12 protein-coding genes and 1 tRNA gene are annotated in these 22,226 nt (G+C 64.2%); 4 read left to right on the forward strand and 9 right to left on the reverse strand.

Annotated features, from left to right (window positions below; translation table 11 throughout):
• Positions 1–9: 9 nt before the first annotated feature.
• The 3 genes from JJ896_08640 to JJ896_08650 form a co-directional block, all read right to left on the reverse strand.
• Positions 10–4,620 (reverse strand): T9SS type A sorting domain-containing protein, encoded by a 4,611-nt coding sequence (locus JJ896_08640; protein MBO6779705.1) that lies wholly within the window; start codon positions 4,618–4,620, stop codon positions 10–12.
• Between the two features lie 475 nt (positions 4,621–5,095).
• The gene (locus tag JJ896_08645) at positions 5,096–5,740 is read right to left on the reverse strand and encodes a hypothetical protein (protein ID MBO6779706.1); all 645 of its coding nucleotides are present in this window, start codon (positions 5,738–5,740) and stop codon (positions 5,096–5,098) included.
• Positions 5,741–5,821: 81 nt separating this feature from the next.
• A complete protein-coding gene (locus JJ896_08650; protein ID MBO6779707.1) occupies positions 5,822–6,706 on the reverse strand; it encodes a DUF4835 family protein in 885 nt (294 codons plus the stop codon).
• A gap of 119 nt (positions 6,707–6,825) precedes the next feature.
• Here JJ896_08650 and JJ896_08655 point away from each other — a divergent pair, with 119 nt between their 5' ends.
• On the forward strand, positions 6,826–7,461 hold the full coding sequence (locus tag JJ896_08655) for a hypothetical protein (GenBank protein ID MBO6779708.1): 636 nt from the start codon (positions 6,826–6,828) through the stop codon (positions 7,459–7,461).
• Positions 7,452–8,663: a hypothetical protein gene (locus JJ896_08660; GenBank protein MBO6779709.1), complete on the forward strand. Its 1,212-nt coding sequence runs from the start codon at positions 7,452–7,454 to the stop codon at positions 8,661–8,663. Before JJ896_08655 ends, JJ896_08660 begins: the two co-directional genes overlap by 10 nt.
• A 7-nt stretch (positions 8,664–8,670) precedes the next feature.
• On the opposite strand, the gene JJ896_08665 is transcribed toward JJ896_08660, so the two are convergent.
• The 3 genes from JJ896_08665 to JJ896_08675 all read right to left on the reverse strand — a co-directional run bounded on the left by JJ896_08665 (position 8,671) and on the right by JJ896_08675 (position 15,535).
• Positions 8,671–12,168 carry a HEAT repeat domain-containing protein gene (locus JJ896_08665; GenBank protein ID MBO6779710.1) on the reverse strand — a complete coding sequence of 1,166 codons (3,498 nt, stop codon included), beginning with the start codon at positions 12,166–12,168 and terminating at the stop codon, positions 8,671–8,673.
• A gap of 2 nt (positions 12,169–12,170) precedes the next feature.
• Positions 12,171–12,560, reverse strand: a complete 390-nt coding sequence (locus tag JJ896_08670) for a BlaI/MecI/CopY family transcriptional regulator (GenBank protein MBO6779711.1) — start codon at positions 12,558–12,560, stop codon at positions 12,171–12,173.
• A 131-nt stretch (positions 12,561–12,691) separates the two neighbouring features.
• The gene (locus tag JJ896_08675; GenBank protein ID MBO6779712.1) at positions 12,692–15,535 is read right to left on the reverse strand and encodes a PD40 domain-containing protein; all 2,844 of its coding nucleotides are present in this window, start codon (positions 15,533–15,535) and stop codon (positions 12,692–12,694) included.
• 406 nt (positions 15,536–15,941) lie between these two features.
• On the opposite strand from JJ896_08675, the gene JJ896_08680 reads away from it, so the two are divergent.
• A tRNA-Ser gene (locus JJ896_08680) sits at positions 15,942–16,030 on the forward strand.
• A gap of 629 nt (positions 16,031–16,659) precedes the next feature.
• Here JJ896_08680 and JJ896_08685 read toward each other — a convergent pair.
• From JJ896_08685 to alaS, 3 genes are all read right to left on the reverse strand, one after another.
• The gene (locus tag JJ896_08685) at positions 16,660–17,031 is read right to left on the reverse strand and encodes a VOC family protein (protein MBO6779713.1); all 372 of its coding nucleotides are present in this window, start codon (positions 17,029–17,031) and stop codon (positions 16,660–16,662) included.
• Positions 17,028–17,762, reverse strand: coding sequence for a geranylgeranylglyceryl/heptaprenylglyceryl phosphate synthase (locus JJ896_08690; GenBank protein MBO6779714.1), 735 nt, complete (start codon positions 17,760–17,762; stop codon positions 17,028–17,030). Before JJ896_08690 ends, JJ896_08685 begins: the two co-directional genes overlap by 4 nt.
• Before the next feature lie 357 nt (positions 17,763–18,119).
• Positions 18,120–20,909, reverse strand: coding sequence for an alanine--tRNA ligase (gene alaS / locus JJ896_08695; GenBank protein ID MBO6779715.1), 2,790 nt, complete (start codon positions 20,907–20,909; stop codon positions 18,120–18,122).
• 235 nt (positions 20,910–21,144) lie between these two features.
• On the opposite strand from alaS, the gene JJ896_08700 reads away from it, so the two are divergent.
• Positions 21,145–22,224, forward strand: coding sequence for a DUF4097 family beta strand repeat protein (locus tag JJ896_08700; GenBank protein MBO6779716.1), 1,080 nt, complete (start codon positions 21,145–21,147; stop codon positions 22,222–22,224).
• The last annotated feature ends 2 nt before the right edge of the window (positions 22,225–22,226 follow it).

Raw genomic sequence — 22,226 nt, forward strand, 5'->3', positions numbered from 1 at the left:
GGCTACTCATTACTTCATCAGGACTAGTTGCTTGGCGAAGCTTCCCTTGTCCGTCTCAAGCCGGTAGATGTAGGTACCGGTCGGCAGGCCTGCGGCGTCGAACTGCACTTCGTGCTGTCCGGCCTGGGCGGTACCGTTGACCAGAACCTTGACCTCGCGACCCAGCACATCGTAGACCGACAGGCGGACCTGGCCAGACTCGGGCAGTGCGAAGGAGATCGTGGTTACCGGGTTGAAGGGGTTCGGGTAGTTCTGATTCAGAACGTATCCGCTCGGCAGCGTGGTCTCTTCACCGGCGATGGGCTCGGTGTCGGTCGAGGACGCCACAGGCATGATCAGCACGCCCTGGGCCTCCGTACCGAAGATCACCTGATCGCCAGCCGGGTTGACGGCCACGAAGGAGACGTTGGCGCCACGAAGGACGATCTGCGTCATGCTCGTTGCGGTCGTCGGACCGGAGGAGAAGAAGGCCCCATGGCCCCAGGTGGTGACGTAGAGGTCTTCGTCGCGATCGAAGGCGAGCGCGCGGGCCTCAGGAGTCACCGTGCCGCTGGTGAGGGTCACGTCCGTGTCAAGCTGGCTCCAGAGTCCTGCAGCATTGCCGTCTCCGTCCAGTGCCATGCGGAACACGCCACCGCCGGTCGCGGCGAAGAGGAATCCGCTGGTTGCGTTCGAGGACGGGGTGAGCTCGAGGTCGAAGATGTGACCACCCTGGTTGTTGATCAGCAGCTGGTTCACTGCAGAGCCGCCCAGGAAGGACCACGTAAAGCCGTAGTCATCCGAGGTGTACACGCCGCGGCCGAAGGTGCCTGCATAGAGGCGGCCGTTCTCGGTCGGGTGCGTGGCCAGGCTCCACGGGGTGTCGGCATCGACCTCGGGGAGGTCACCGATCTTCTGCCAGGTGCTGCCGTTGTTCAGGGAGCGGTATACGAAGCCGTGGTTGGTCGAGATGTAGAGGAAACCATCCACATCTTCTACGATGGCATACACGTTGGTCCAACCCGTCGCGCCGTGGTCGCCGAGGTCCGGCTCCAGAGCGGTGAAGTTCTCACCACCGTCTTCGGAGACGTAGAGACCGGCGGAGCCCCATGACGCGAGGTACAGCTTGTCGTCCGTTGAGTCAGCCGGCGTGCCCTGGTCATCCAGGAACAGGTCGTTGACGTACAGCGGGTACGGCAGGCCGTTACCGCATTCGCGCCACAGGTTGGCCGGGAAACCGGTCGCCGGAGGCACGCGGCACAGGACCGAGCTGTTCAGGCCAGCGAAGCCGTTGGCGAGACCAACCACCAGGTGCTCATTGGCACCGGTGCCGAACCATGCGGCGGCCGTGGCCTGTGCTTTGGTCGGGAATTCGAAGGCCGGCTCGATGTTGAAGGACACCGAGTTGTTCGATTCGTTCGGATCGCTCTCAGGAGAGTTCACCGTGATCGAAGCCGCGCCGTTGAACGTCTGGCCGACCGTGACCGTGTAGGTCAGCGTAGCCGTATCGCCAGAGGCAAGCGCGCCAACGGTCCACTTCGGGCTGGTGAATGAGCCGACGCTGAAGGTCGGGCCAGAGTTCAGCGTGAAGGCGCCGTCGAGCAGAATGTCGTTCACCATGACACAGGAGGCCGTGTCGGTGCCGTTGTTCGTCACGGACAGCGTGATCGTCGTGATGTCGCCGGCGTTGAGGTCGGTGCCGGCCGTCGAGGTAGCGGAGATCGCCACGTCGGCGGACTGGTCGGCGAAGGCCTCGATGCCCGAGTAGGTGATGCTGTTGTGCGCGCTGGTGAAGGTCACCGGCGTCGTGGTCAGGTTGTTGATGACCGCACCACCGGAGGTGTCGATGTCGAGCACGTCACCCGGGCAGACCGCAGGGGTGCCGCCGGCAACCGTCATCGCACCAAGCGAGCTGGTGTTGGCGGTCGGGAGGATTACGAACGTGTCCTGTCCGGCGTTGCCATTGAAGGTCAGCGTCGGAGACGGTGTGTTAGTCTCATCCAGGCCGTCGTAGTCAATCGTGTCGTTACCGCCGCCCGCATTCACGACCAAAGCCGTGGTCGGGGTGGTGAAGGTAATGGCTTCCGAGCCGTTGGAGTCGATGAACGACATCCCGTCCACGGACGAACCGTTGTCGCGGATCACGATGTTGTCATTGATTACATCCGAGAACGTGAACGTTGCCGTCGTGATCGTGACCGTCGCCAGCACTGGAGCCAGCAGCGTGTAATCGATGTCAATCGTCACCGCCGCCGTGCTCTCCAGGTCAATGGCACCATCGCTGGCATTCGTGGCCGCATGTGTGAATGCCCACGAGCCGTTGTCGGTGTCGTTGATCTCGATGGCATCGGCACCGGCACCGCCATTGAAGACCAGGCCAAAGTCATCGTCGATGTCGGCGAGGTCCACCACAAGGGTGTTAGGATTGTCGTTGCCAGTTATGGTGAAATCGGTCGTGGAGCCTACGGAGGTGTAGTCCTGGTCCAGCATGGTGTTGCCATTGCCATCGGTAAGGACAAGGTCTCCACCGGCGTCTTCGGACAACACGACGGGCTCTACCGTTCCGGCAGGCAGGGTGAATCCAGTGACAGCTGACTCAAGCACGATACTGAAGTCCCAGTCCTCAACCTCGCCAGTCTGTGCGGCCTCGGTCCCGTCGTCGCAGTCGTCGATGGCCGCGCAGAGACGGAAGCGAAGCGTCGAACTGCCGCCCGCAGTAGAGGCGATGTCGAGTGGCACAAAGTTCAGTCCTTCACTCACTGCATAGTCGTTCACAGCGGTGATGTCGCCGATTTCCGGAATGATTGAGAGATAGCCTGATCCTCCCTGCACGTCAACTGCGATGTAGTTGGTCAACGTGCCGGCAGCCGGTTTCACGAGGTTGCCGACGGGCAGCGAGACGCCGTCATCGTCGGTAGCCGTGTCAAGGCCGTCATTCGAGGCTTCCGCGGCAACAGTCGCGCCCAACTTGAGATCGCTCGAGATACGGTGGGTGGGAGCCGTTCCGCCGTAGGCTGCTCCGCTGCGGTCACCGTAGTCGAGGCCAACCAGCGTGGCGGAATCGCTGTCGGAGTCGTTGGAGTTGTCCGTGTCGTCCGAGTCGGCGACTGAGGCGGTAAGCACAACAACGTCTCCGGCCGACCCGCTCGCCGTCACCGCCAGTTCCAGCGTAACAGACTCGTTGGCCTCCAGGTCACTGGCGAGGATGTCACACTTAGAACCGTCCTGAATCGTCGCATTTGTACCGCAGTCATCAGCCGGAGTCGTCGAGCCCGAGTAGCCACCGCCTGTCAGCGTTGCTGCACCAGTCAAGAAACCACCGGCCGGGTAGCTCAGCGTAACATCACCAGCGGGAGTTTGAACGCCATTGTTTTTCACCGTAATGACGACAGTCGTCGCCGGCGTCCCATCCAGATCGATGGATTCATCTGCGACTGCAACGGTGACCTGCAGTTCAGTCCCGTCGTTGTCGGTGATCGTGCCAAGACCGTTCTCGTTGCCAGAGTCCGGATCGTAGTCGGCGCCGTCAACGACGGTCACGATGAAGTTCTCATTGCCCTCGACGTCGGTGTCGCCTGTGGTTCCGACCGTAGCCGTCCCGGTCTTGCCCGTGTTGGCGATCGTGACCAACACGTCCGGTGTGTAGTCCAACGAGGTCGTCGCGGTCAGGTCCGTATAGCTGAGAGCCACATCGTAGTTGTCCTCAGCCTCGATGTCAGCGGTTAGGGTGAAGGTGAGGTTGTTTCCTTCGATCGCGGTCGCATCGTTGATGGCAACCTTAGGAACGCCTTCGTTGTCGACGATCGTCAGAATGCCGACGCCATCGCTGATGGTGTAGCGGGCGTCCGCAGGAAGAGAGACGTTGGCTGTCTCGTCGCCCTCGTACTTGTTGTCGTCGTTGATGACGACATTCAGGCTGGCGGACAGGTCCCCGGCAGAGATGGTGCCGAGTAGATAGTCAGTCGCGCCGTCACCGTTGTAGTCCGTGTCTTCCGTCGCACTCACATCCACGAAGTCGAGATTGTATCCCGTTGCTCCGTCGTTGTAAAACGCCAAATCCTCGTCGATGGCGTTGGAGAGGGTGACCACCATCGGGATAACGCCGGCGTTTTCGTTGCCGGAGCCGTCGGCGAGAGCGATAGTCGGATTGTCCTCATCGTCGATGATGGTTACCTCGACGTCATTTCGGTTTATTTTCGTCCCCATGAGATCACCGCCAACTCCGGTGATCTCCACTTCAAAGCACTCGCTTGAAGCTTTCGCCTGCGATGGGTTCTCTCGAATCGAGTCCTCGACGGTTGCAACGGAAATCGTCTGAGTAGCTCCCGCTGCCGAGCCGGCAGGGAACGTGATTGTCCCGGCGGAAACCACGAAATCGTCGCCCGCGGTCGCCGAGTTCGCGGGCGCCGTACAGGCGACCGTTTGAACCACATAATTGGCTGTGCCCGCATTCGTAATCCCGGCGTCGTAGAGTTCGACCGTGAGCGTAACGGAGTTGCCCTCAGTGACCGTGGCCGTAACGGGATTGAATCCCGCCTCCTGCGCAAACGCCGGAAGCACCGACACAAACGCCAAAATGACCAACCCCACTACGGTGTTGACCAGCGTCCTCATGCGCGAGTTTGTAGTAACAGAGTTCATGACAGCTTACCTGCTGTTGTTGATACAACATTGCCGGGCGGCTGCCACTGACCCGTTGCCGGGACTCGCGACACTCCGCACCGCTAACCAGACACGGAAAACGGACGCTTCCCGCGGATTTCGGTCAGGCGGCGCGATTGTGGTTCAATTCGTCCGAATCCTCCCACGTCGTGTCCGACCTGTATCAGGCCCATGGCCGAAAACAATCGATTCAGCCCCATTCTGAGACCGCAGGGCGCTGCGCCCCCACCCCGGATGTCGCATCCCCACCCCTCTCCGTCGCCTCATTTTCCAGGCATGTCCGAAGCTATCTCAATCCAAGACACCCGAAAAACAGCCCGCTAAAGGGTCCAGGAAGTCGCCATCGCCTAGCCGCCCATCGCCAAAGACGGCCTAATCCGCCCGGAACCCCCTAAGCCCCCCACCAACCAGTCGGGAGCACAAACCACCAGGCCTACCACACCCCGCGGTGCGACTAAAGTCCGAGTTCCCACCCAAGACGAATCAGCGGCACCCCCTGCAGCCCAAACAGCTCCAGCTGCAGCGCCTCCTCCAAATCAACCCGCTCCCGCTCCAGAGCCGCCTGAAATTCCGCCTCCGAGGCCCGCGGCCCATCTGCCGACAACTCCACCAGCGGCTCCGTCAGCGCCACGCCAACCCCGAAGTTGAACCCGGCGCCTCGCCAGCCGACCATCAGTGCCGGCACGGGCCCGGACAGCTCAAACCGCCCGGAAAGCTTGCCATACTGGTCCGCGGTGTAGGTCATCCCGTCGATGACGTAGGCGCCTTCATCCTCCGGAGTCGCGGCCAGGGCCTCATACCCGCCGATCAAATAGCCGGCGGACAGGGCAAAGTTGCTCCTGAAGGGATGCAGAGAGGCCATCGCCAGTCCCCCGGAAACGGTGGGCTCCAGCGTGTACCGGTTGCCCTCGAAGTCCACGTTCGTGGTGCCGACAGGCGCAAACCCGAACTCCCCGGACACACTCAGAAACCGGAAGAAGGTCTTCTTGGTGACTGATCCGCCCACCCCGAGTCCACCGATCTGCGGGCCAAATGACCACTGGGCCGCCACAGGCAGCGCGCAGAGGCTGAGGATGAGCAGAAAGAGGAGTCGACGCATACCGGTGTAATCGGCAGCGGGCCGGGCTGAATCAAGGGGTTCCGCCCGCGCAAATCATGCCTGCGGGCCAAAGATCCCGGCTCATTGCATCATTTGCGTGTAATCCGACAAGTGGGCCGGATCCATCTGCTGCAGCAGATCAAACGCCTGGGACGCCACAGGCGACCCTTTGAATACGGCCACCAGCTCCTGGTATTTGGTCGCAAAGAACTGATCCAGGAAATAGATGCGATTGCTCGCCGTGTACAGCCCGGACAGGTCCTGAATCACCTGCAGGATGGCCGCCCGGGACCGCTCCGTGGTCGCGACAAACCGGTCCAGCCCGTGGTAGTGGTAGTCGAAATAGGCCTTTCTCAGGTCCCGATACCGCTGATCCATGATCTGCGAGATCAGCTCACCCTTGCTCCGATCTCCCCCCAGCGACTGCCAGCCGAGCGCTCCCGACGACTGCGCGATCTCCGCGATGCGCCGCGCGCGCTCGAAGTGCGCCGTGCCCCCGTACTCCGAGAACGTGTCGTAGTCGTACCCCAGAATCAGGTACCCGTAAAAGTTCAGCACGCTCGTCAGAGGGTGAAAGCGGTCGGGCTCCCACACCAGCGGCGTGCCCTGCGGGTAATCAAACCGCCAATCCTCATCGGAGAACTGGACCACCGTGGACTGCTGCGCGGTCCCGTAGATCGGCCGCCTGGTCGCCACAATGAGTCGCGCGCGGAAACTCGTCAGCGACACCGCCTCCATCATCACGATCTGCATCGTGCATTCGATGCGCTCGGTCTCTTCGTACCGATCCTCCGTCCATCGCCGGTCATTCATGTACTCGGCGACCCGCTCCCTGAGCTCGTCCAGGTACGTGTAGTCCGACCCGGACAGGTTCGCGTAGTTGATGGTCACCGAACAATTGAGCTCCTGCGCCTGGGCCGGAACGGCCAACAGAATCAGAAGCAGGAACGCCGGGAGGTATCGCATGCGGTCGTGTTTTCGCTCGACGCAGCCTCCTACAGGCCCCCATCGTTACAGTTTCCGGCCACAGGTCCTCTCCTGGTATGACCTGTCCACGAATCCTTGCCGCTTGTTCTGTTCTGGCGATGAGCAGCGCGCCCGTGCCGGCGCAGGTCCCGCTGCGCATGGCGCTCTCCGGTGTTGGCGTGGCCTACGCACTCAATCCGGCGGTGCGCGCCCCGGGCCGCATGCAGATCACCTCCGCGCGCGCATACGCCATCCCGGAGTTGACCGAGATTGCCGCCGTTCTGGAGGGCAAATACGTGCGATTCGGTCTCGCGCGACTCGGCTTTGAAGGCTATCACGAATCCACACTGGATGTGGCGGCTCGCCTTCCCGGGGTTGCCGGCCTGCGGCTTCGGGTCCGACACGCCCGGCTGCCGGGCTTCAGAGCCCAGGCGTCCCTGAGGCCGGAGCTCGGCGTAGTTCGCCCTCCGTTTGGCGTGGTCCTCTCTCCGTCCGGGTTCGCCTTCGGCGGCGTGTATGAGGTACCGCCCTGGACGTTTCTCGCTGACATCTCCACGGACCGCGGCCATCTCGACGGCGGCGTGGCGTGGCTCTACAGGGTGTCCGCCGTCACCCTGCTCGGCTCAACGGGCATCAATCCGGAGCGGCTGGGCCTGGGCATGCTCCTGCAGACCGGTCCCCTTCTGCTCGCCATCGCGGTGAACCGGCACGTAGAGCTTGGCTGGAGTCAGGCCGTGGGGGTAGCATGGCGCTGATTCTCTTTCTGGCGATGCAGTCGCTGCCGGACTCGCTGATCGGTGCCGAGGACTTCTCGGAAGCGCTATGGGAGACGTTCGGCGGTAGCGCGGCCTGGAGTGTTTCCGTTCGTCGCGGCGGGAAGGTGCGCACTGCAGCCTCCGGCGAGTGGGGTGCATTGGTGCTTCGGGACCAGCCCTCCGGATACCTGCAGGCAGGTCCGATTCTGGCGGGGCATTTCAGGGTGCGATCTCCAGGCGGATTGGTCACTGGCACGCCGCGTTTTGGCTCGCCGGCGGCAGGAGGATCGGCCCTTGGGATGGCGCGCGTTCGCGGATATGCGGGCACGGCGGGGAATGCCTACACCGGGCTGGCCCTGGTCACCCGGCGCGTTTCGGGGTGGATTACCGGCAGCGGGTCGGGCTTGGTGGCCCATGCCGGACCCATGCAGCTCACCACGACATCTGCCGGCCTCGCTGAGATTGGCGTGAGCGCCGGACCCGTCGCCGCTGCGGTCAGCCCTGACGGCGTGATCGCCGTGGCGACGCTGCAAGAGCGGCGCGGCAGACCGATGGCGCGCGTTGCCGTTCGCTGGCTGGGTCATTTGCCCGACAGCGCCTCCCCTCTGCGCGCGTTCTCGGGGCCGGAAGCAGGGATTTCCATGCTGATCCGGGTTCCACACGTCCAGATGAGCGCGGATGCTGCTCGATCACGGGCAGCCGTCGTCGCCGAGTCCCGTGTAGAGGCACGTCGCGGGTCGCTCAGAGGCAGGCTTGTCGTCAGAAGCCGAAGCCGTGCGCGGCCTGCCGGCCGGCTGACTACCAGCACCCCCGTGCGGGAGGCTCGTCTCCTGCTTGCGATGCCGCATCTGGCCATCGTGCTGCAGGATCGACAGGGCGCCAGGTCATGGTACCTCGCACTGACCGCGGCCTGGCGAGGAATCCGCATCGGCATCACGGATTTCTCGGCACAATCCGGCAGCCCCCAACTGGCAGTCTACGAGCCAGGAGTTGCCCACCAGTTTCCTGTAGCCCGCCTGGCGGGGGGCGGGCGCAGGGTGTGGGCGCTCCTCGAGCGCGACCGGGGTGGTCATCGCCTGGCCCTGAAGGTCGCGCATCAACTCAAACGCCCGGCCGGTCCTCTGGACAGGCCGGTCGGGCGATTTGAGATCGCGTTCTCGCTTGAGCGACGGCTGCGCGTTGCCGGGCCCCCGGCCCGGTAACCCGCACTTAGTGGCAGTCGCAGTCCTTGATGCGCTTGACGGCCTTGTGCGACTCTTTCGTGTCCATGCGCTTCAGAGCGCGCACGGCGGCGCGGGAATCGGCCGAGTTCGGCCGTGCCTTGGCGATACCCTCCAGAGCCTCAATCATGGCAAAGCGCACGGACGATTCGATTTCGTGGTCCAGGTGGTGAATCTGCGACTCCACATGATCCACCCAGGCGTCGACATCCACCGAGGACAACTCGTGTTCGATGGTCCAGAGCACATTCTCGAAGTCGATTGATCGCAGGGCCGAGCCGGCGGCGGACAGCGCCGTTTCGGCGATGTCGCCGATGGCGGCGCCAAGGCCGGTGATGTGCACGGTGCCTGGATCGACGTGCACGTCGATCGATGCACCCGCGTTGTCCCAGTCACCCTCTTCCCAGTTCTGGTTGTCCCAGTCGCCTTCTTCCTTGTTGCCGTCGTCCCAGTTGCTGTCCCACTCATCGTCATCCCAGTCGATGTCGCTGAGCGCATGGGCGGCTGCACGGCGCACATCGCGGTTCTCATCGTCCAGCGCGGCACGTAGCGCATCGATCGCGTCCGGGCTGCCGATCTCGCCGAGCGCGTAGGCGGCAGCTTTTCGGTTTTCGGCGTTGCCGTCTGCACGCAGCATTTCTGCCAGGGCATTCAGAGCACGCTCGTTTGGCTCGTCCTCCAGAATTTCGGCGATGGCCCACGCGGCGGCCCGCCGGTTATCCGCGTTGCCATCACTCAGTGCATCGATGAGCGCATCGGCGGACCCGGAGTCTTCAATCTCGCCGAGCGCGTGAATGGCAGCGCGCCGGGTTTCCGCGTTTTCGTCTCCCAGGGCCAGTTGCAGCCCTTCAATCACGCGCGGGTTGTCGGATTCGAGTTCGCCCAGCCCGTAGATGGCCTGCCGACGAATCTGGGCATTGCCGTCGTCCAGGGCAGCGACCAGCGCCGGGATGGCACGTTCGTCCTCAAGCTCCGCTAGTGCATAGATGGCAGCCTTGCGAATCTGGCTGTCGCCGTCCCGGGCAGCGCGCTCCAGGACCGGAATGGACTCCACATCTTCGAGTTCGCTCAGCGCATAGATGGCCTGTCGGCGCACCTTGACGTCATCGTCGTCCACGGCCAGCGCCAGGGCGCGCAGGGACTCTGACGTGTCGATCTCGGAAAGTGCGTAGGCAGCAGCCGTTCGCACCTCCGTGTTTGCGTCCCGCATGGCAACGGCCAGTGCAGGCACAGCGCGATCGTCTTCGATCTCACCCAGCGCCCAGGCGATCTTGGCCTTCACTTCCGGTGAGCGCTCCGCATTCAGTGCGGCTGCGAGGGCTTCGGTGGCACGCGGGCTTTCGCTCTCGCCCAGCGACCACGCGGCCATCTCCCGCACATTGGCATTCTGACTGCCCAGCGCGCCAATCAGTACCTCCACGGCCCGGCCCGAGTCTGCCTCTTCGGCGATCTCGCCGATCGCCCAGATGGCGCGCTCCTGGACGTCATCGTTCGGATCCTCGGCCAGCGCCAGCAGCGCGTCCAGGGCGGGCGTGTACTCGATTTCTGCCAGTCCCCATGCGGCGGTGGCTCTTACCTCCGCGTCGCTGTCGTCCAGAAGGGACATGAGCGCCTGACCGGCCCGGCGATCACCGTCATCGGCGTTGTCTCCGATCATGTAGGCCATCTGACGGCGTGATTCCGGGTCGCGCTCGGATCCGACCTGGTTGATCAGGACCGGGATGACGTCGTCCTCATCCATCTCGGCAAGTGCCCAGAGGGCGGCGCGCCGCACATCGTTCGAAGGATCGTCCGACATGGCCTTGCGAAGGGCCGGGATCGCGCGGGCATCGCCGATTTCGCCCAGCACATGGGCCGCTTGGCGACGAATCTCCTCGTCCTCGTCGCCCAGCGCCTTCATGAACGCATCGACCACCTTGCGCTTGCGGGTGTCGATGGTGTCCGGCAGCGCCACGTTCGGTCTGCGATCCGCGACGGCCGGCAAGAATGAGCGAGCCCTCTCTGCGAGCTCCGATTCCGGAGCCGGATCGGGGCTTTCGGGAGCGGCCTCAGGTGCCTGGACGTCCGCACTGTCCCAGGACGCCGGCGCCTCGGTTTCCGTAGGCGTGGTGGCGAAATCGGTGGCGGAAGACTGCGGCGCCAGGGCTGCAATCGGCAGCACTACAACCAGAGCCGCGATCATGACGGCGGTGGTGTGTGCCCTTGTAAAGCCGCGGCGGCGGCGATCCGGATCCAGGATGGCCAGCACACGACCTTCCAGCTGTGACGGCCGGGCCATGGCCACCGCGCCGAGCGGGTTCGCAATCGTCGCGCGCAGAGACCTTGCGATATCCAGCAGATGCTCGGCGTAGTTCGAGGCCTTGCCCCCAGCCATGAGTACCTGGTCGTCACAGGCCCGCTCCCGCTCCACCCGCAGGCGACGGGACGCGACCCATACCAGGGGATTGAACCAGTACAGCGCGCAGGCCAGCTGCGCAAAACCTTGCGTGGTGCAGTCCCAGCGCCGGATGTGGGCGAATTCGTGGGTCAGGACGTAGCGGCGGCGCTCGTCGGTCCACGTGTCGGCATCGCTCGGCAGCAGCACAACCGGTTTGCGGCCGCCCCAGGTGACGGGCATGGTTGTAACGTGGGATTTCAGCAGGTGCACTTCGCGCGTGATCCAGAGGCGATCGCCGATTTCGTCTGCCAGATCCAGCCACTCCTGATCGCGGATGGGCCGCGCGCGGCGGGCGACCATGTAGAGGCCTACCGCGCCGATGAAATGATGGCCCATGATGGCGAGAACGCCGAGCAGCCAGATGCCCAGCAGGATCACGGACCAGTGTGTGCTGCGCAGGGTGCTCCAGATGTCGGCCATGCCGGCCAGGACCGCATTGCGGGCGGGCTGGATGGCGGGGGCGGCGGGCTCCTCGGCGAGTTGGGCGGCGCCGGGGGCTTCCGTGCTGGGGGCTGCGGTGCTGGGGGCTTCCGTGCTGGGGGCTGCGGTGCCGGCGACCTCAGTGCCGGGCGCTGCGGATTCGACGGTGCCGGCGGCCTCAGTGCGGGCCGCCGAGGCGCCGGGTGTGATTGCGCTGGCTTCCGGATTCGCGGCTCCTCGGGTAGTCGCGGACCCGTTGGTCGGGGGCACACCCGCCTCGGACTCGGCAGCGAGCCCATCGCCCGTGTCCGTGGTCCAGGGATTTGCCGCTTCCGTTTGTGCGACAACGGCATCGTAATGGGCGTTGTGCTGCTCGATCGCCGCCGCGTGGAACGTGCTCCCCGCGGGCAATACGTGCCAGTTCGGGAGCATGGCGGTCAGAACCGGCATTGCAAGAATGCCCGTCACCGCAGCCAGCCAGATGGCGTGGCGCACGGATGCGGGACGCTTGCGCAGCAGCGAGGTCGCAATACCGGCCAGCGCAAGAATCAGGGCTGCCTTGATGGTGAGGTCGGCGAGCGCGGCGACCAGCGGAACGGCCTGCGTAGGTGAAAACAGGGTGTCCAACATGTTTAGCGTCCCTCCTCGCGGGCTTCCTGGATGCGGGATTCCAGGCGTTTCAGTTCTTCGTCAGAAAGCTGGCTGTCTGATGCTTCCAGTAGCGCCGCCACCGCCTGGGATACCGAGCCTGAAAAAAAAGTGGCGACCACGTGCTTCAGGGCGTGTTCGCTGGCGGTGTCAGCCGGGACCACGGGTTGGTAGACGTAGCGTGGGCCGACCTTTTCGTGCTTCACGTGGCCCTTCTCTCCGAGAATGCGGAGCAGGGCTCGCACCGCCGAGTAGCTGGGCGGATCCGGCAGATTGTCCATCACCTCCGCCGCGGTTGCCTCACCGAGACGATAGATAACGTCCATGATCTGTCGTTCGCGCCGGCTCAGGTCCGTTTGCAACGTTTCTCCCATGTCAGCTCTCTTGTACTGCTAAAATGTTAGCACTAACTTACGAGTACGGTTCAGGCCCGTCAAGTCGGGAGTGCTAATTTTTTCCCACCTACGACACGAGTCGCCGTGAGTTACGTACGGATCGGAAAAAATCAGCGGCGAACGGTGACCCAGCCCAGATCTCTGGCCTGCCCGGTGCGATACGCCTTGCCCCAACGCAGATTGAACTCCAGCACATGCAGGAAATTGAACTGCACACCCACCCCACCCCCGACCGAGCTGACGTGGCGATCCAGCGTCTCGGTGGAATTGAAGCGCTCCGCGAATCCATAGATATAGAAGGCCCGCACGAGCGATGGGATCATCAGCGACCCATTTTCCGGAAACCAGAATGGCTGCACCGTTTCCAGGGTGGCCCGCACAAACGTGCCGCGTCCCGGGATCACATCCTCGTGCCCGCGCGGCATGAAGAAGTCCGTGTTGTAGACGAAGCCGCGCGTTTGCGACAGGGACGCCAGTTCCACCTTGATGCTGTTGTTGATGCGGCTCAGGAACGGCAGATAGATGCCTAGCTCGTTGTAACTGGCGGTCGCGTTGCCGCCAAACGCCTCCTCGGTGAACTCGAACTCGGTGGCTGAAACGAACGTGACTCCGCGGCTCCAGACCAGATCTCGAAGCCCCGCCTGAAGGCCCCACTGAAAGCTGGCCACAGGCGTGAAAGCGATGTTGCGTGTCCAGTCGCGCACGAGCGCATCGTCCGCACCGAGAAGCCGGTTTTGCTGCGCGTCCAGGAACAGCGCGAAGTTGGCCGTGCTGCGATGGATGTTGTCCTTGAGTGTCACCGGCAGGCTGAGGCTCAACTCGGCGCCGCGCTCGTCTCGGATCACACGCAGCGTGTCCTGGCCAACGCGGGCGACAAACTGGTCCGGTCGGCGATACAGCCGCGCGGCCGGGCGGATCGCTGTGACTCCCGTGGTGATGCCGACCTCCCCCCAGAATTTGCTGTCCTGCAGGAAGCCCTCGCCCCAGTAGGCAAACTTGGCGAGCGGGTCCACGCCCTGGAGTGCCAAACCGATGCCCGTTCCGAGATCGGCACCCGGCCGCGCGGTCGGTGTGTTTTCTAGGTAGACGGTCGGATAGAGCAGGCGCGGGCGAATGTGGTCTACGGCACGGTACGTGCCCGCTAATGCGGCGACGCCTGTCGTGTCGATAAAGCCGCCCGGCGCGGGGGTCGCCGCGTCAGTGCCTTCCGCTTCCGGCGCGCCGGAGGGATCGAACGGAATCGTCTTCAGGTCAAACCGCTGATCCTGGAACTCGACGAATGCCAGCGTGCTGCCGTCGGGCGACAGCGTCGGCTCGAAGGCCCCATAGGCCACGTTGGTCAGGCGGATCGTGCGTCCGGTGTCCACTTCGTGCGCGAACACGTTGATGACGTCGGTCGGATCAGCAGAAAAGAGTAGCCAGCGTGCGTCCGGAGACCAGGTGACATCGTACACCGAGGCGCCGTTAAAGACCACCGCGGGGCGGAGGGCGGGCTCGGCCGCATCGCTCAGATAGAGCCCCTGCACCCCGAGCGTGTTCACGATCAACGCCGCGCGGTCATGGTCAGGGCTCGGCTCGATCTGCACGAACCGGCGGCGGGCCGGCGGCAGCACAGGCTGAAAGCCCGATTCGGGGCTACCGTGCACCCAGTTGCTGAACGCGCCATCCAGCTGAATGGCCCAAAACGACCCGTCCGGAAGTTCGGTCGGCCCGATCAGGCCCGCGCCCCGGGTCAGACGCTCTGAGTTGCCGGTCTCGAGGTCGATGCGGAAGATGTCCGAGTCCGCCGCCCGGCCGGCCAATCGGTTGCTGATGTATCGGCCGGCGATGAGCGACTTCCCGTCAGGACTGAAGCTGAATTCCAGCTCCTCGTTCAACTCCTCGTGGGCCACCGGCGTCATGCGCCCGGTGTTCATGTCGATGGCCACCTGCCCGCGTCGACGATTGTAGGCAGTCATGTATGCGATGACCGTGTTGTCGTCTCTCCAACGGGGCCGCCGCACTACCAGGCCTTTCTCACCGGCGACGGTGCGGGATTGTGTCAGCGTACCCAGCGCTTCCTGGCGCGCGCGTTCCCGGGCGATGGCCTCCTGCCGCTGGCGTTTGCCGAAGGTGCGAGGGAACGTGCGGGTGCCGTACCAGAAGCTTGCTCCGTAGCCAAAGAACGGGAATCGGTTGTGGAACGCAGTCGCCCGGCGGAGGGCGGGAATGTCACCCGTGGAGTCGGCGAGGGCCTCCATGAGAATGGCGCCCCCCTTATAGAATCGGTCTGTCGGCCGCGTATACCACGGGTTCTCAAGCATCTGGGCCAGTGTCCAGGGCTTGCCCTTGCCGGCCGCGGCGCGGTACTGCATCACGAACCACGGATGATTCAACCGTCCGGCACCCGGCTCAAGACGACTTTCCACGTAGACGGCCGCGCCCTCGGCGATTCCCGGCGGGATCCACATGTTGAGTGCCCGGGCGATGTCGGGTGCGAAGGGTTTGAGGATGCTGTTCACCCCGAACCCTGCGCTATAGTCACCTTGCGCTGCATGCACGAGCTCGTGCGGCGCAACGGCCATCAGCCAGTCCGCGTGTCGCACGGACAGACTGCGGCCGAATAGTGGAACTCCCTCGATTTCGGACTTCGTGGGTACGGTGGCGACGAAACCGTTGCCGCGGTCGCCGTATCGGTTCAGTACGACCGAGAGGCGATAGTCCGGTTTGATCGGGAACAGACGGGAGACATCGGGGATGCTCGCTTCGAGCACGGCCGCCATTTCGCGGGCCTGCTCTTCGGTGCCTTCCTGATAGATAACGTCGAAGTGCGCCGAGCGCATGACCAGGTAGTTGACCCCGGGCGGTCGGTAGACCACGGAATACACCGGAATGACCTGTGCCGACACCGCCATCGGCGGAACGGTGATTGGGGCCAGGATCAGCGCAGAGAGGAGCGCCAGGGTCGCACGCATGCAGGAGTGGTCGATGTGTTTTCAGGCGGCCTTCGGACCTTCCGGTTGTGCGGCCGGACGGATGCGCGTCGAAGATAGCCGACCGCAGCGAACGCCGTGCCCCCATTGGCTGGCACCGGGTCACGACGTCCGCGCGGCCGTGGCAGGAGTCACCCCTCTGCCGGGCACCGTCTCCGGCCTCCTGGCATGCTCCCGCTACTCTGAGAAACGGAATTACTGTCAGGATGACGACAGTGGGTGGAGAAGAAAGTTGGTAGGGCGGCGCTGGGGGCGCGGCGGCGCTGCGGCGCACTTCGGGGACGGCGCGCGCCGGCTCGGTGCCCCGGCCCTCACAGCCCGCGCCGCTTCACCGTAATTCCCGCGTCTCGCTTTTGGGCGACTCACCCCAGCGCCCGATATTCGCGCCGGAGAGGTGCCGGAGTGGTCGAACGGGGCGGTCTCGAAAACCGTTGTGCGCTATGCGTACCGAGGGTTCGAATCCCTCCCTCTCCGCCAGGAAAGCCCAGCGAGCACGCGCTTGTTGGGCTTTTTTGCGTGCTGGCCTCGCTCCCGGGGGGCGCGATTTGCCCGCCGATGTGGAATCCGGGGCCGCTATTCCACCAGGCGGCCGGCGCAGCGCACCCCGACGTGCAATAGGCCCCCGGTATTCGACTTACGCCCCGTTCGCGAGGCCGCAAACATGGAATGGGGGCCCCGCATTCCACGAAACCGCCAAAGCGACCCCGCGGCACGCGCGCGCGCCCGGCATGAGCGATTTGCCGCCCACATGGAATCCGGGGCCGCTATTCCACCTGGCGGCCGCCGCAGCGCACCCCGACGTGCAATAGGCCCCCGGTTTTCGACTTACGCCCCGTCGGCGAGGCCGCAAACATGGAATGGGGGCCCCGCATTCCACGTAACCGCCAATTCGACCCCGCGGCACCGCGCGCCCGGCATGCGCGATTTGCCGCCCACATGGAATCCGGGGCCGCTATTCCACCTGGCGGCCGCCGCGCCGCAACCCGACGTGCAATAGCCCCCCGGTTTTCGACTTACGCCCCGTTCGCGAGGCCTCATACATGGAATGAGGCCCCCGCATTCCACGTAACCGCCAATTCGACCCAACGAGCACGCTCGACCCTCCCCTAAACGTGCTGGTCCACCAGCACCGGATTCCCGTCGGGATCCACCACCACGAAGCTCCCGGGCCCTGACTCCGGATCGCCTCCCTCCTGCAGGATCTCCAGGCCGGCCGCGCGCAGCCGCTCTTTGATGGCCCGCACGTCCTCGAACTCCTCGAGCGTCTCCGTCTGCTGTGTCCAGCCAGGATTGAACGTCAGGATGTTCTTCTCAAACATGCCCTGGAAGAGCCCGATCACGGTATCGCCGTTGCGCAAGATCAGCCAGTTCTGGGCTTCCTCACCGTGCACGTGCTCGAAGCCCAGCGTCTCGTAAAACGCCCGTGAGGCCTTGATGTCCTTGACGGCAAGGCTCACCGAAAACGCGCCCAGTTTCATACCGATACCCCGGAGTGTGCTGCGGAAACCATCTCCCGCATAAACGCCTCATCGCCACGCTCTTCAAAGGCGTTTCCTACTACCACGAACGATGCGCCCGCAGCCACCTTTGCAGCCACCGCTTCGGGTGTGCGCATCCCACCACCGACAATAATCGGTACCTGGACCGCGTCCCGAATCCCAGACACCATGGCATCCGGCACGGGATGATCGGCACCGCTGCCCGCATCCAGATAGAGCGTTTGAAGGCCGAGCATCTCCCCGGCCATGGCCGTCGCCACGGCCACGCCCGTGCGCTCCCGAGGCAACGGCAATGAGCCGACCATGTATTGCGCCGTGGTCAGCGCCCCACTTTCAACCAGCATATATCCGGTCGATATGGTCTCGAGCCGCATTTTCCGGATCAGCGGAGCGGCGACCACGTGCCGACCGATCAGATAGTCCGGATTGCGCCCGCTGATGACCATCAAATAGAGTAGCGCATCCAGATTGCCCACGACCTGGGTAATCGCGCCGGGAAAACCGATCACCGGCAGCTCAGTGTGGCGTTTCAGTGTTGCCACGTACCGATCCAGCTCGGTCGAATGCACGAGACTGCCGCCCAGGAAGAAGGCATCGACACCGGCCGCGGCGGCGCGTTCGGCCACCTCGGGCAGGCGCTCCTCGGGGGTGTCGTCCGGATCCACCAGGAGCACAAATCCTGCTCCATGGCGATCGCGCGCGGCAAGCAAACGGTCGAATACAGAGTGCAATGGCCCGGCCGTCAACGGTGAATCATTTCAGGGGCTCGGCGAGCGCCGCAAACTAGGCCAGCCGCCTGTCGCGGACAACCAGCGCGCGCACGCGGCTAGCCGGCGCCGGGAGTTGGCACGCACAGGCGCCGCGCGGGCGCTCCGGGCCAGCTGAGCCACACCGCTAGGTCCACGGCGCCAAGCCCGCCGCGCCGGAGCCAGCGACGCCCCCGGGCCTTGCCGCGCACCGGCGCCGCGAGGGGCGATCCGGGCCGGCTGAGCCACACCGAGCCGCGGCAGCCAAGCCCGCAACACCGAGCCGCGACCACCAACCCCGCCGCACCAACCGCGCCCCACCTACCCCAGCATCTCCCCAACAACGCCCGGGGCCGCCGCAAGCGCATCGCCCAGCTTGGACGCATCACGCCCACCGGCAGTAGCCAACTGAGGCCGCCCGCCGCCACCGCCGCCGACGATCTTCGCCAGGGTGCCGACGACCTTTCCGGCCTGCAGACCGCGACCGACCAGATCATCCGCCACCGTGACCACGAGGTACGCCTTCTCACCGTCCGACGAGCCAAGCACGCCGACGCCGCCGTCACCAAGGCGTGACCGCATCTCCTCACCCAGGGTGCGCAGCGCATTCATGTCGGCATTGCCCACCGATCCCACCGCCACTCGCGCATCGCCCGCCGAAACGGCACCGTCGATGAACGCCCCGAGCTGCCCGGCCAGCGCCTGCTGACGCACAAGATCCAGCTCCTTCTCCAGCCGCTTATTGGCATCAATGAGGTCTGCTACCTCCTCGTCGGAAGGCCGCTGGAGCGATTTGAATTGCCCGCGCACACGCCCGAGTTCATCCAGTTCGCCGTGCAGATAGCCGAGCGCATCGGCCCCGGCCAGAGCCTCGACGCGACGCACGCCGGCGGCCACCGAACCCTCACTCCGGAAGCGGAAGAGGCCAATTTCGCCGGTCGCGTCCACATGAATGCCGCCGCACAACTCCACTGAGTAGTCCGGATCGAAGGTGATCACCCTCACGGTGTCGCCGTACTTCTCGCCAAACAGCGCCATCGCGCCTCGCGCCACGGCCTCATCAAACGGCACCGCGCGCTCTTCCCGCAGCCCGATGTTGCGCTGGATCACCTCGTTGACGCGCTGCTCCACGGCCCGCAGCTCCTCCGGCGTCACCCGCTCGAAGTGGCTGAAGTCAAACCGCAGGTAGTCCGGCGCGACCAGCGATCCCTTCTGTTGCACGTGCGGGCCGAGCACTTCCCGTAGCGCAGCGTGCATCAGGTGGGTCACCGAATGGTGCTTCTTCGTGCGCGCCAACCGGGCGGTATCCACCTGAGCCACCACGGGCGCGTCCGGCGCTGCCGGAAGCCGGTCTACCACGTGCACCACACGGCCGGCCCGCTTCACGGTGTCGAGCACCGCAATGTACTCATCGCCCACCTGGAGGGTGCCGGTATCACCGACCTGCCCACCGGACTCCGCGTAAAACGGGGTCTGGTCCAGCACGAGCTCAAACCGGTCCTCACCAACCGTGCGCACCGACCGCACTGCGGCGCCCTCCACACGCGAATGGTCGTAGCCGACAAAGGCCTCATCGCCCGTGGAAATGTCCGTCCAGACATCCGCTTCGGACTGGTCCACCTTGAAGTTAGCGGCTGCCCGGGCGCGGTCCTTCTGCTGCTTCATGGCCGCATCGTACCCGGCCATGTCCACGGCCAGCCCCTCCTCGCGCGCCATGAGCTGCGTGAGGTCGATGGGGAATCCGTACGTGTCATGCAGGAGGAAGGCCACCTCGCCGGGGACCTCGTCACGCTCCGCCGCACCCTGGAATCGGCGCAGGGCATCGTCGGATCCCCCGTACGCCTTGCCCAGGAGATCCATGGCCTTCGAATCGTGCGCAACCGGGCCTGCCTGTCCTTTCAGATAGGGCAACAGCCGCTCAAACAGCGCCAATCCGGTGCCCAGCGTCTCCAGGAAGCTCTCCTCCTCCGCCTTCGTAACCCGCTGCAGGTAGTCGCGGCTCTGCTCAAGTTCGGGAAACTGCTTGCCCATCATGTCGACGACCGTGCCGGCCACCTTGTACAGGAAGGGCTCGTGCAGCTCCAGCGTCTGGTAACCATAGCGCACCGCACGCCGCAGAATGCGCCGAATGACGTAGCCGCGGCCGGTATTGCCGGGCATGACGCCATCGGCGATGGCAAACGCAATCGTGCGCACGTGGTCCGCGATGACCCGCATGGCAATGCGGAGTCGGTCCGCGTCTTCGCCGGACGCGCCGGTCTCCTCATAGGACGTCAGCCCGCCGATCGGCGACAGCGAGGCCACCTGATCGAGTATCGGACGGAAGAGATCCGTGTCGTACGTGCTGCCGGCCGTCTGCTGCAACACAGATACGATGCGCTCAAAGCCCATCCCGGTGTCCACGTGCTTGGCGGACAGCGCCTTCAGGCTGCCGTCGGTCTGCGCGTTGTACTGGATGAAGACCAGATTCCAGATCTCCATCACCATGGGATGATCCATGTTGACCAGGTCCCGCCCCGGCGTCTCCGCCCGCTCGGCGTCCGTGCGCAGGTCGACGTGGATTTCGGAGCACGGACCACACGGCCCGGTGTCGCCCATCATCCAGAAGTTGTCCTCGCTACCGCAGTACAAAATGTGCTCGTGGTTGATGCCCGTCTCCGAGCGCCAGAAGCCCGCGGCCTCATCGTCCGGATCCAATCCCAGTTTGGCATCGCCGGCATGGACCGTGGCATACAGCCGGTCCGCAGGCAATCCCCATTTTTCCGTGAGCAGCTCCCAGGCCCAACCGATCGCCTCTTTCTTGAAGTAGTCCCCGAAGCTCCAGTTGCCGAGCATCTCGAAGAGCGTGTGGTGATACGTGTCGTACCCCACCTCCTCGAGGTCATTGTGCTTGCCGGACACGCGCAGGCACTTCTGCGAATCGGCGGCGCGCAGGTACGGCCGGGACCCCTCGCCAAGGAACACATCCTTGAACTGGTTCATGCCCGCATTGGTGAACATGAGCGTCGGGTCGTTCTCGGGCACGATCGAGGCACTGGGCACTATTTCGTGCCCTTTCTCCCTGAAGAACTCCAGGAAGTCGGTGCGGATCTGTTCTGCCGTGAGGCTCATGGCGGTACCGGGGGCGTTTGAGGGAGCCGAAATCGGGCCCTTTGGTATGAAAAAACGGGTCGCGGAAGATACGGGCGATGGGCCCCTGCCCCTTTCAAGATCACGGCAAATCGCGCTCGAAATCGCCATGCTGTATTTTTAGCACGGGCGTAACCTTAATGGATTTCGTACCGTAGCAAACCTCCAGCACGATTCGTGTGTCAGACCGCCAAACGGAATCAGAAGGAATCTCCCCATGAAAACCCGCATTCTCGGCATCGCCCTCATCGTCCTGGCCGGCCTCGCCGCCGTCAATCTCTATCAGGCGTTTGCCCGGGCATTCGGAGGCGATGAGCATCATGGCGCCTATGCCATCGCAAGCGCCTCGTCAGATGCCGACGTGGACGCCCAGGATTTCGACTTCGACTTCGACTTCGACTTTGATTTCGACTTTGACTTTGATGAAGCGGTCTCGGCCTCGGATCAGTCCAGGGAGATCGTGATCGATGAGCGCTTCAACGTGTCCGAGGGGCAGGATCTCTTTATCGACGTGCAGCACGCCGATGTGGAGATCGAGACGCGGTCCGGGGCCGACCAGGCCCGCATTGTCGTCACCATCTCCTCTCGCAACATGGATCGTGCGATGGAACGCTTCGAGGCCATGGACTGGAAGACCTACAAGGATGGCGACCGCGTGGTGGTACGCTCGGAGATGCCCCGCCGCACGAACTGGAACCTGAAAATGAAAATCGATGTGGTCGCGCTGATTCCCGACCACTTCAACCTGGATGTTCAGAGCACACACGGTGATGTGTCCGCTGGAAGCCTCTGGGGCAACGCCGAAATCAAGACCACCCATGGCGATCTGGATCTGGCCTCCCTGAACGGAGACCGGGCTGAGATCCGCACCACGCATGGCGATGTCGAGTCCGGCGACCTGATGGTGAAGCGGCTCGAAATCCGGACCACGCATGGTGACATCGACCTCGGCGACGTGACCAGCGATGTCTTCAGCGCGACCACCACGCACAGCGACGTGCAAATTGAGGAGCTCACCGGACGCTCGGAAATCCGGACCACACACGGCGACGTGCGCATCCGCGTGCAGAACACAGACGGCATGGACATCCGGACCTCACATGGAGACGTCAGCCTGCATGTGCCCTCAGACTTCCGCGCTGACCTGGATCTGCGGGCTGCCAAAGTGAACCTGCCGATGTCCGCCAACTTCGACGGCGAGCTCAAGAAGAAGTCGGCCTACGGGGCTCTCAATGGCGGCGGAGTCAACGTCGAGATCGCCACGTCGCACGGCGACATCTCGCTGCGCAACCGCTAGGC

The organism is Rhodothermales bacterium, assembly GCA_017643395.1.
GTDB lineage: Bacteria > Bacteroidota > Rhodothermia > Rhodothermales > UBA10348 > JABDJZ01.

Coding starts and splice junctions, on each gene's coding strand:
- JJ896_08685 (MBO6779713.1), bottom strand. CDS start 17,031: ATGAAACTGGGCGCGTTTTCGGTGAGCCTTGCCGTCAAGGACATCAAG.
- JJ896_08645 (MBO6779706.1), bottom strand. CDS start 5,740: ATGCGTCGACTCCTCTTTCTGCTCATCCTCAGCCTCTGCGCGCTGCCT.
- alaS (MBO6779715.1), bottom strand. CDS start 20,909: ATGAGCCTCACGGCAGAACAGATCCGCACCGACTTCCTGGAGTTCTTC.
- JJ896_08650 (MBO6779707.1), bottom strand. CDS start 6,706: ATGCGATACCTCCCGGCGTTCCTGCTTCTGATTCTGTTGGCCGTTCCG.
- JJ896_08665 (MBO6779710.1), bottom strand. CDS start 12,168: ATGTTGGACACCCTGTTTTCACCTACGCAGGCCGTTCCGCTGGTCGCC.
- JJ896_08670 (MBO6779711.1), bottom strand. CDS start 12,560: ATGGGAGAAACGTTGCAAACGGACCTGAGCCGGCGCGAACGACAGATC.
- JJ896_08655 (MBO6779708.1), top strand. CDS start 6,826: ATGAGCAGCGCGCCCGTGCCGGCGCAGGTCCCGCTGCGCATGGCGCTC.
- JJ896_08660 (MBO6779709.1), top strand. CDS start 7,452: ATGGCGCTGATTCTCTTTCTGGCGATGCAGTCGCTGCCGGACTCGCTG.
- JJ896_08700 (MBO6779716.1), top strand. CDS start 21,145: ATGAAAACCCGCATTCTCGGCATCGCCCTCATCGTCCTGGCCGGCCTC.
- JJ896_08675 (MBO6779712.1), bottom strand. CDS start 15,535: ATGCGTGCGACCCTGGCGCTCCTCTCTGCGCTGATCCTGGCCCCAATC.
- JJ896_08640 (MBO6779705.1), bottom strand. CDS start 4,620: ATGAACTCTGTTACTACAAACTCGCGCATGAGGACGCTGGTCAACACC.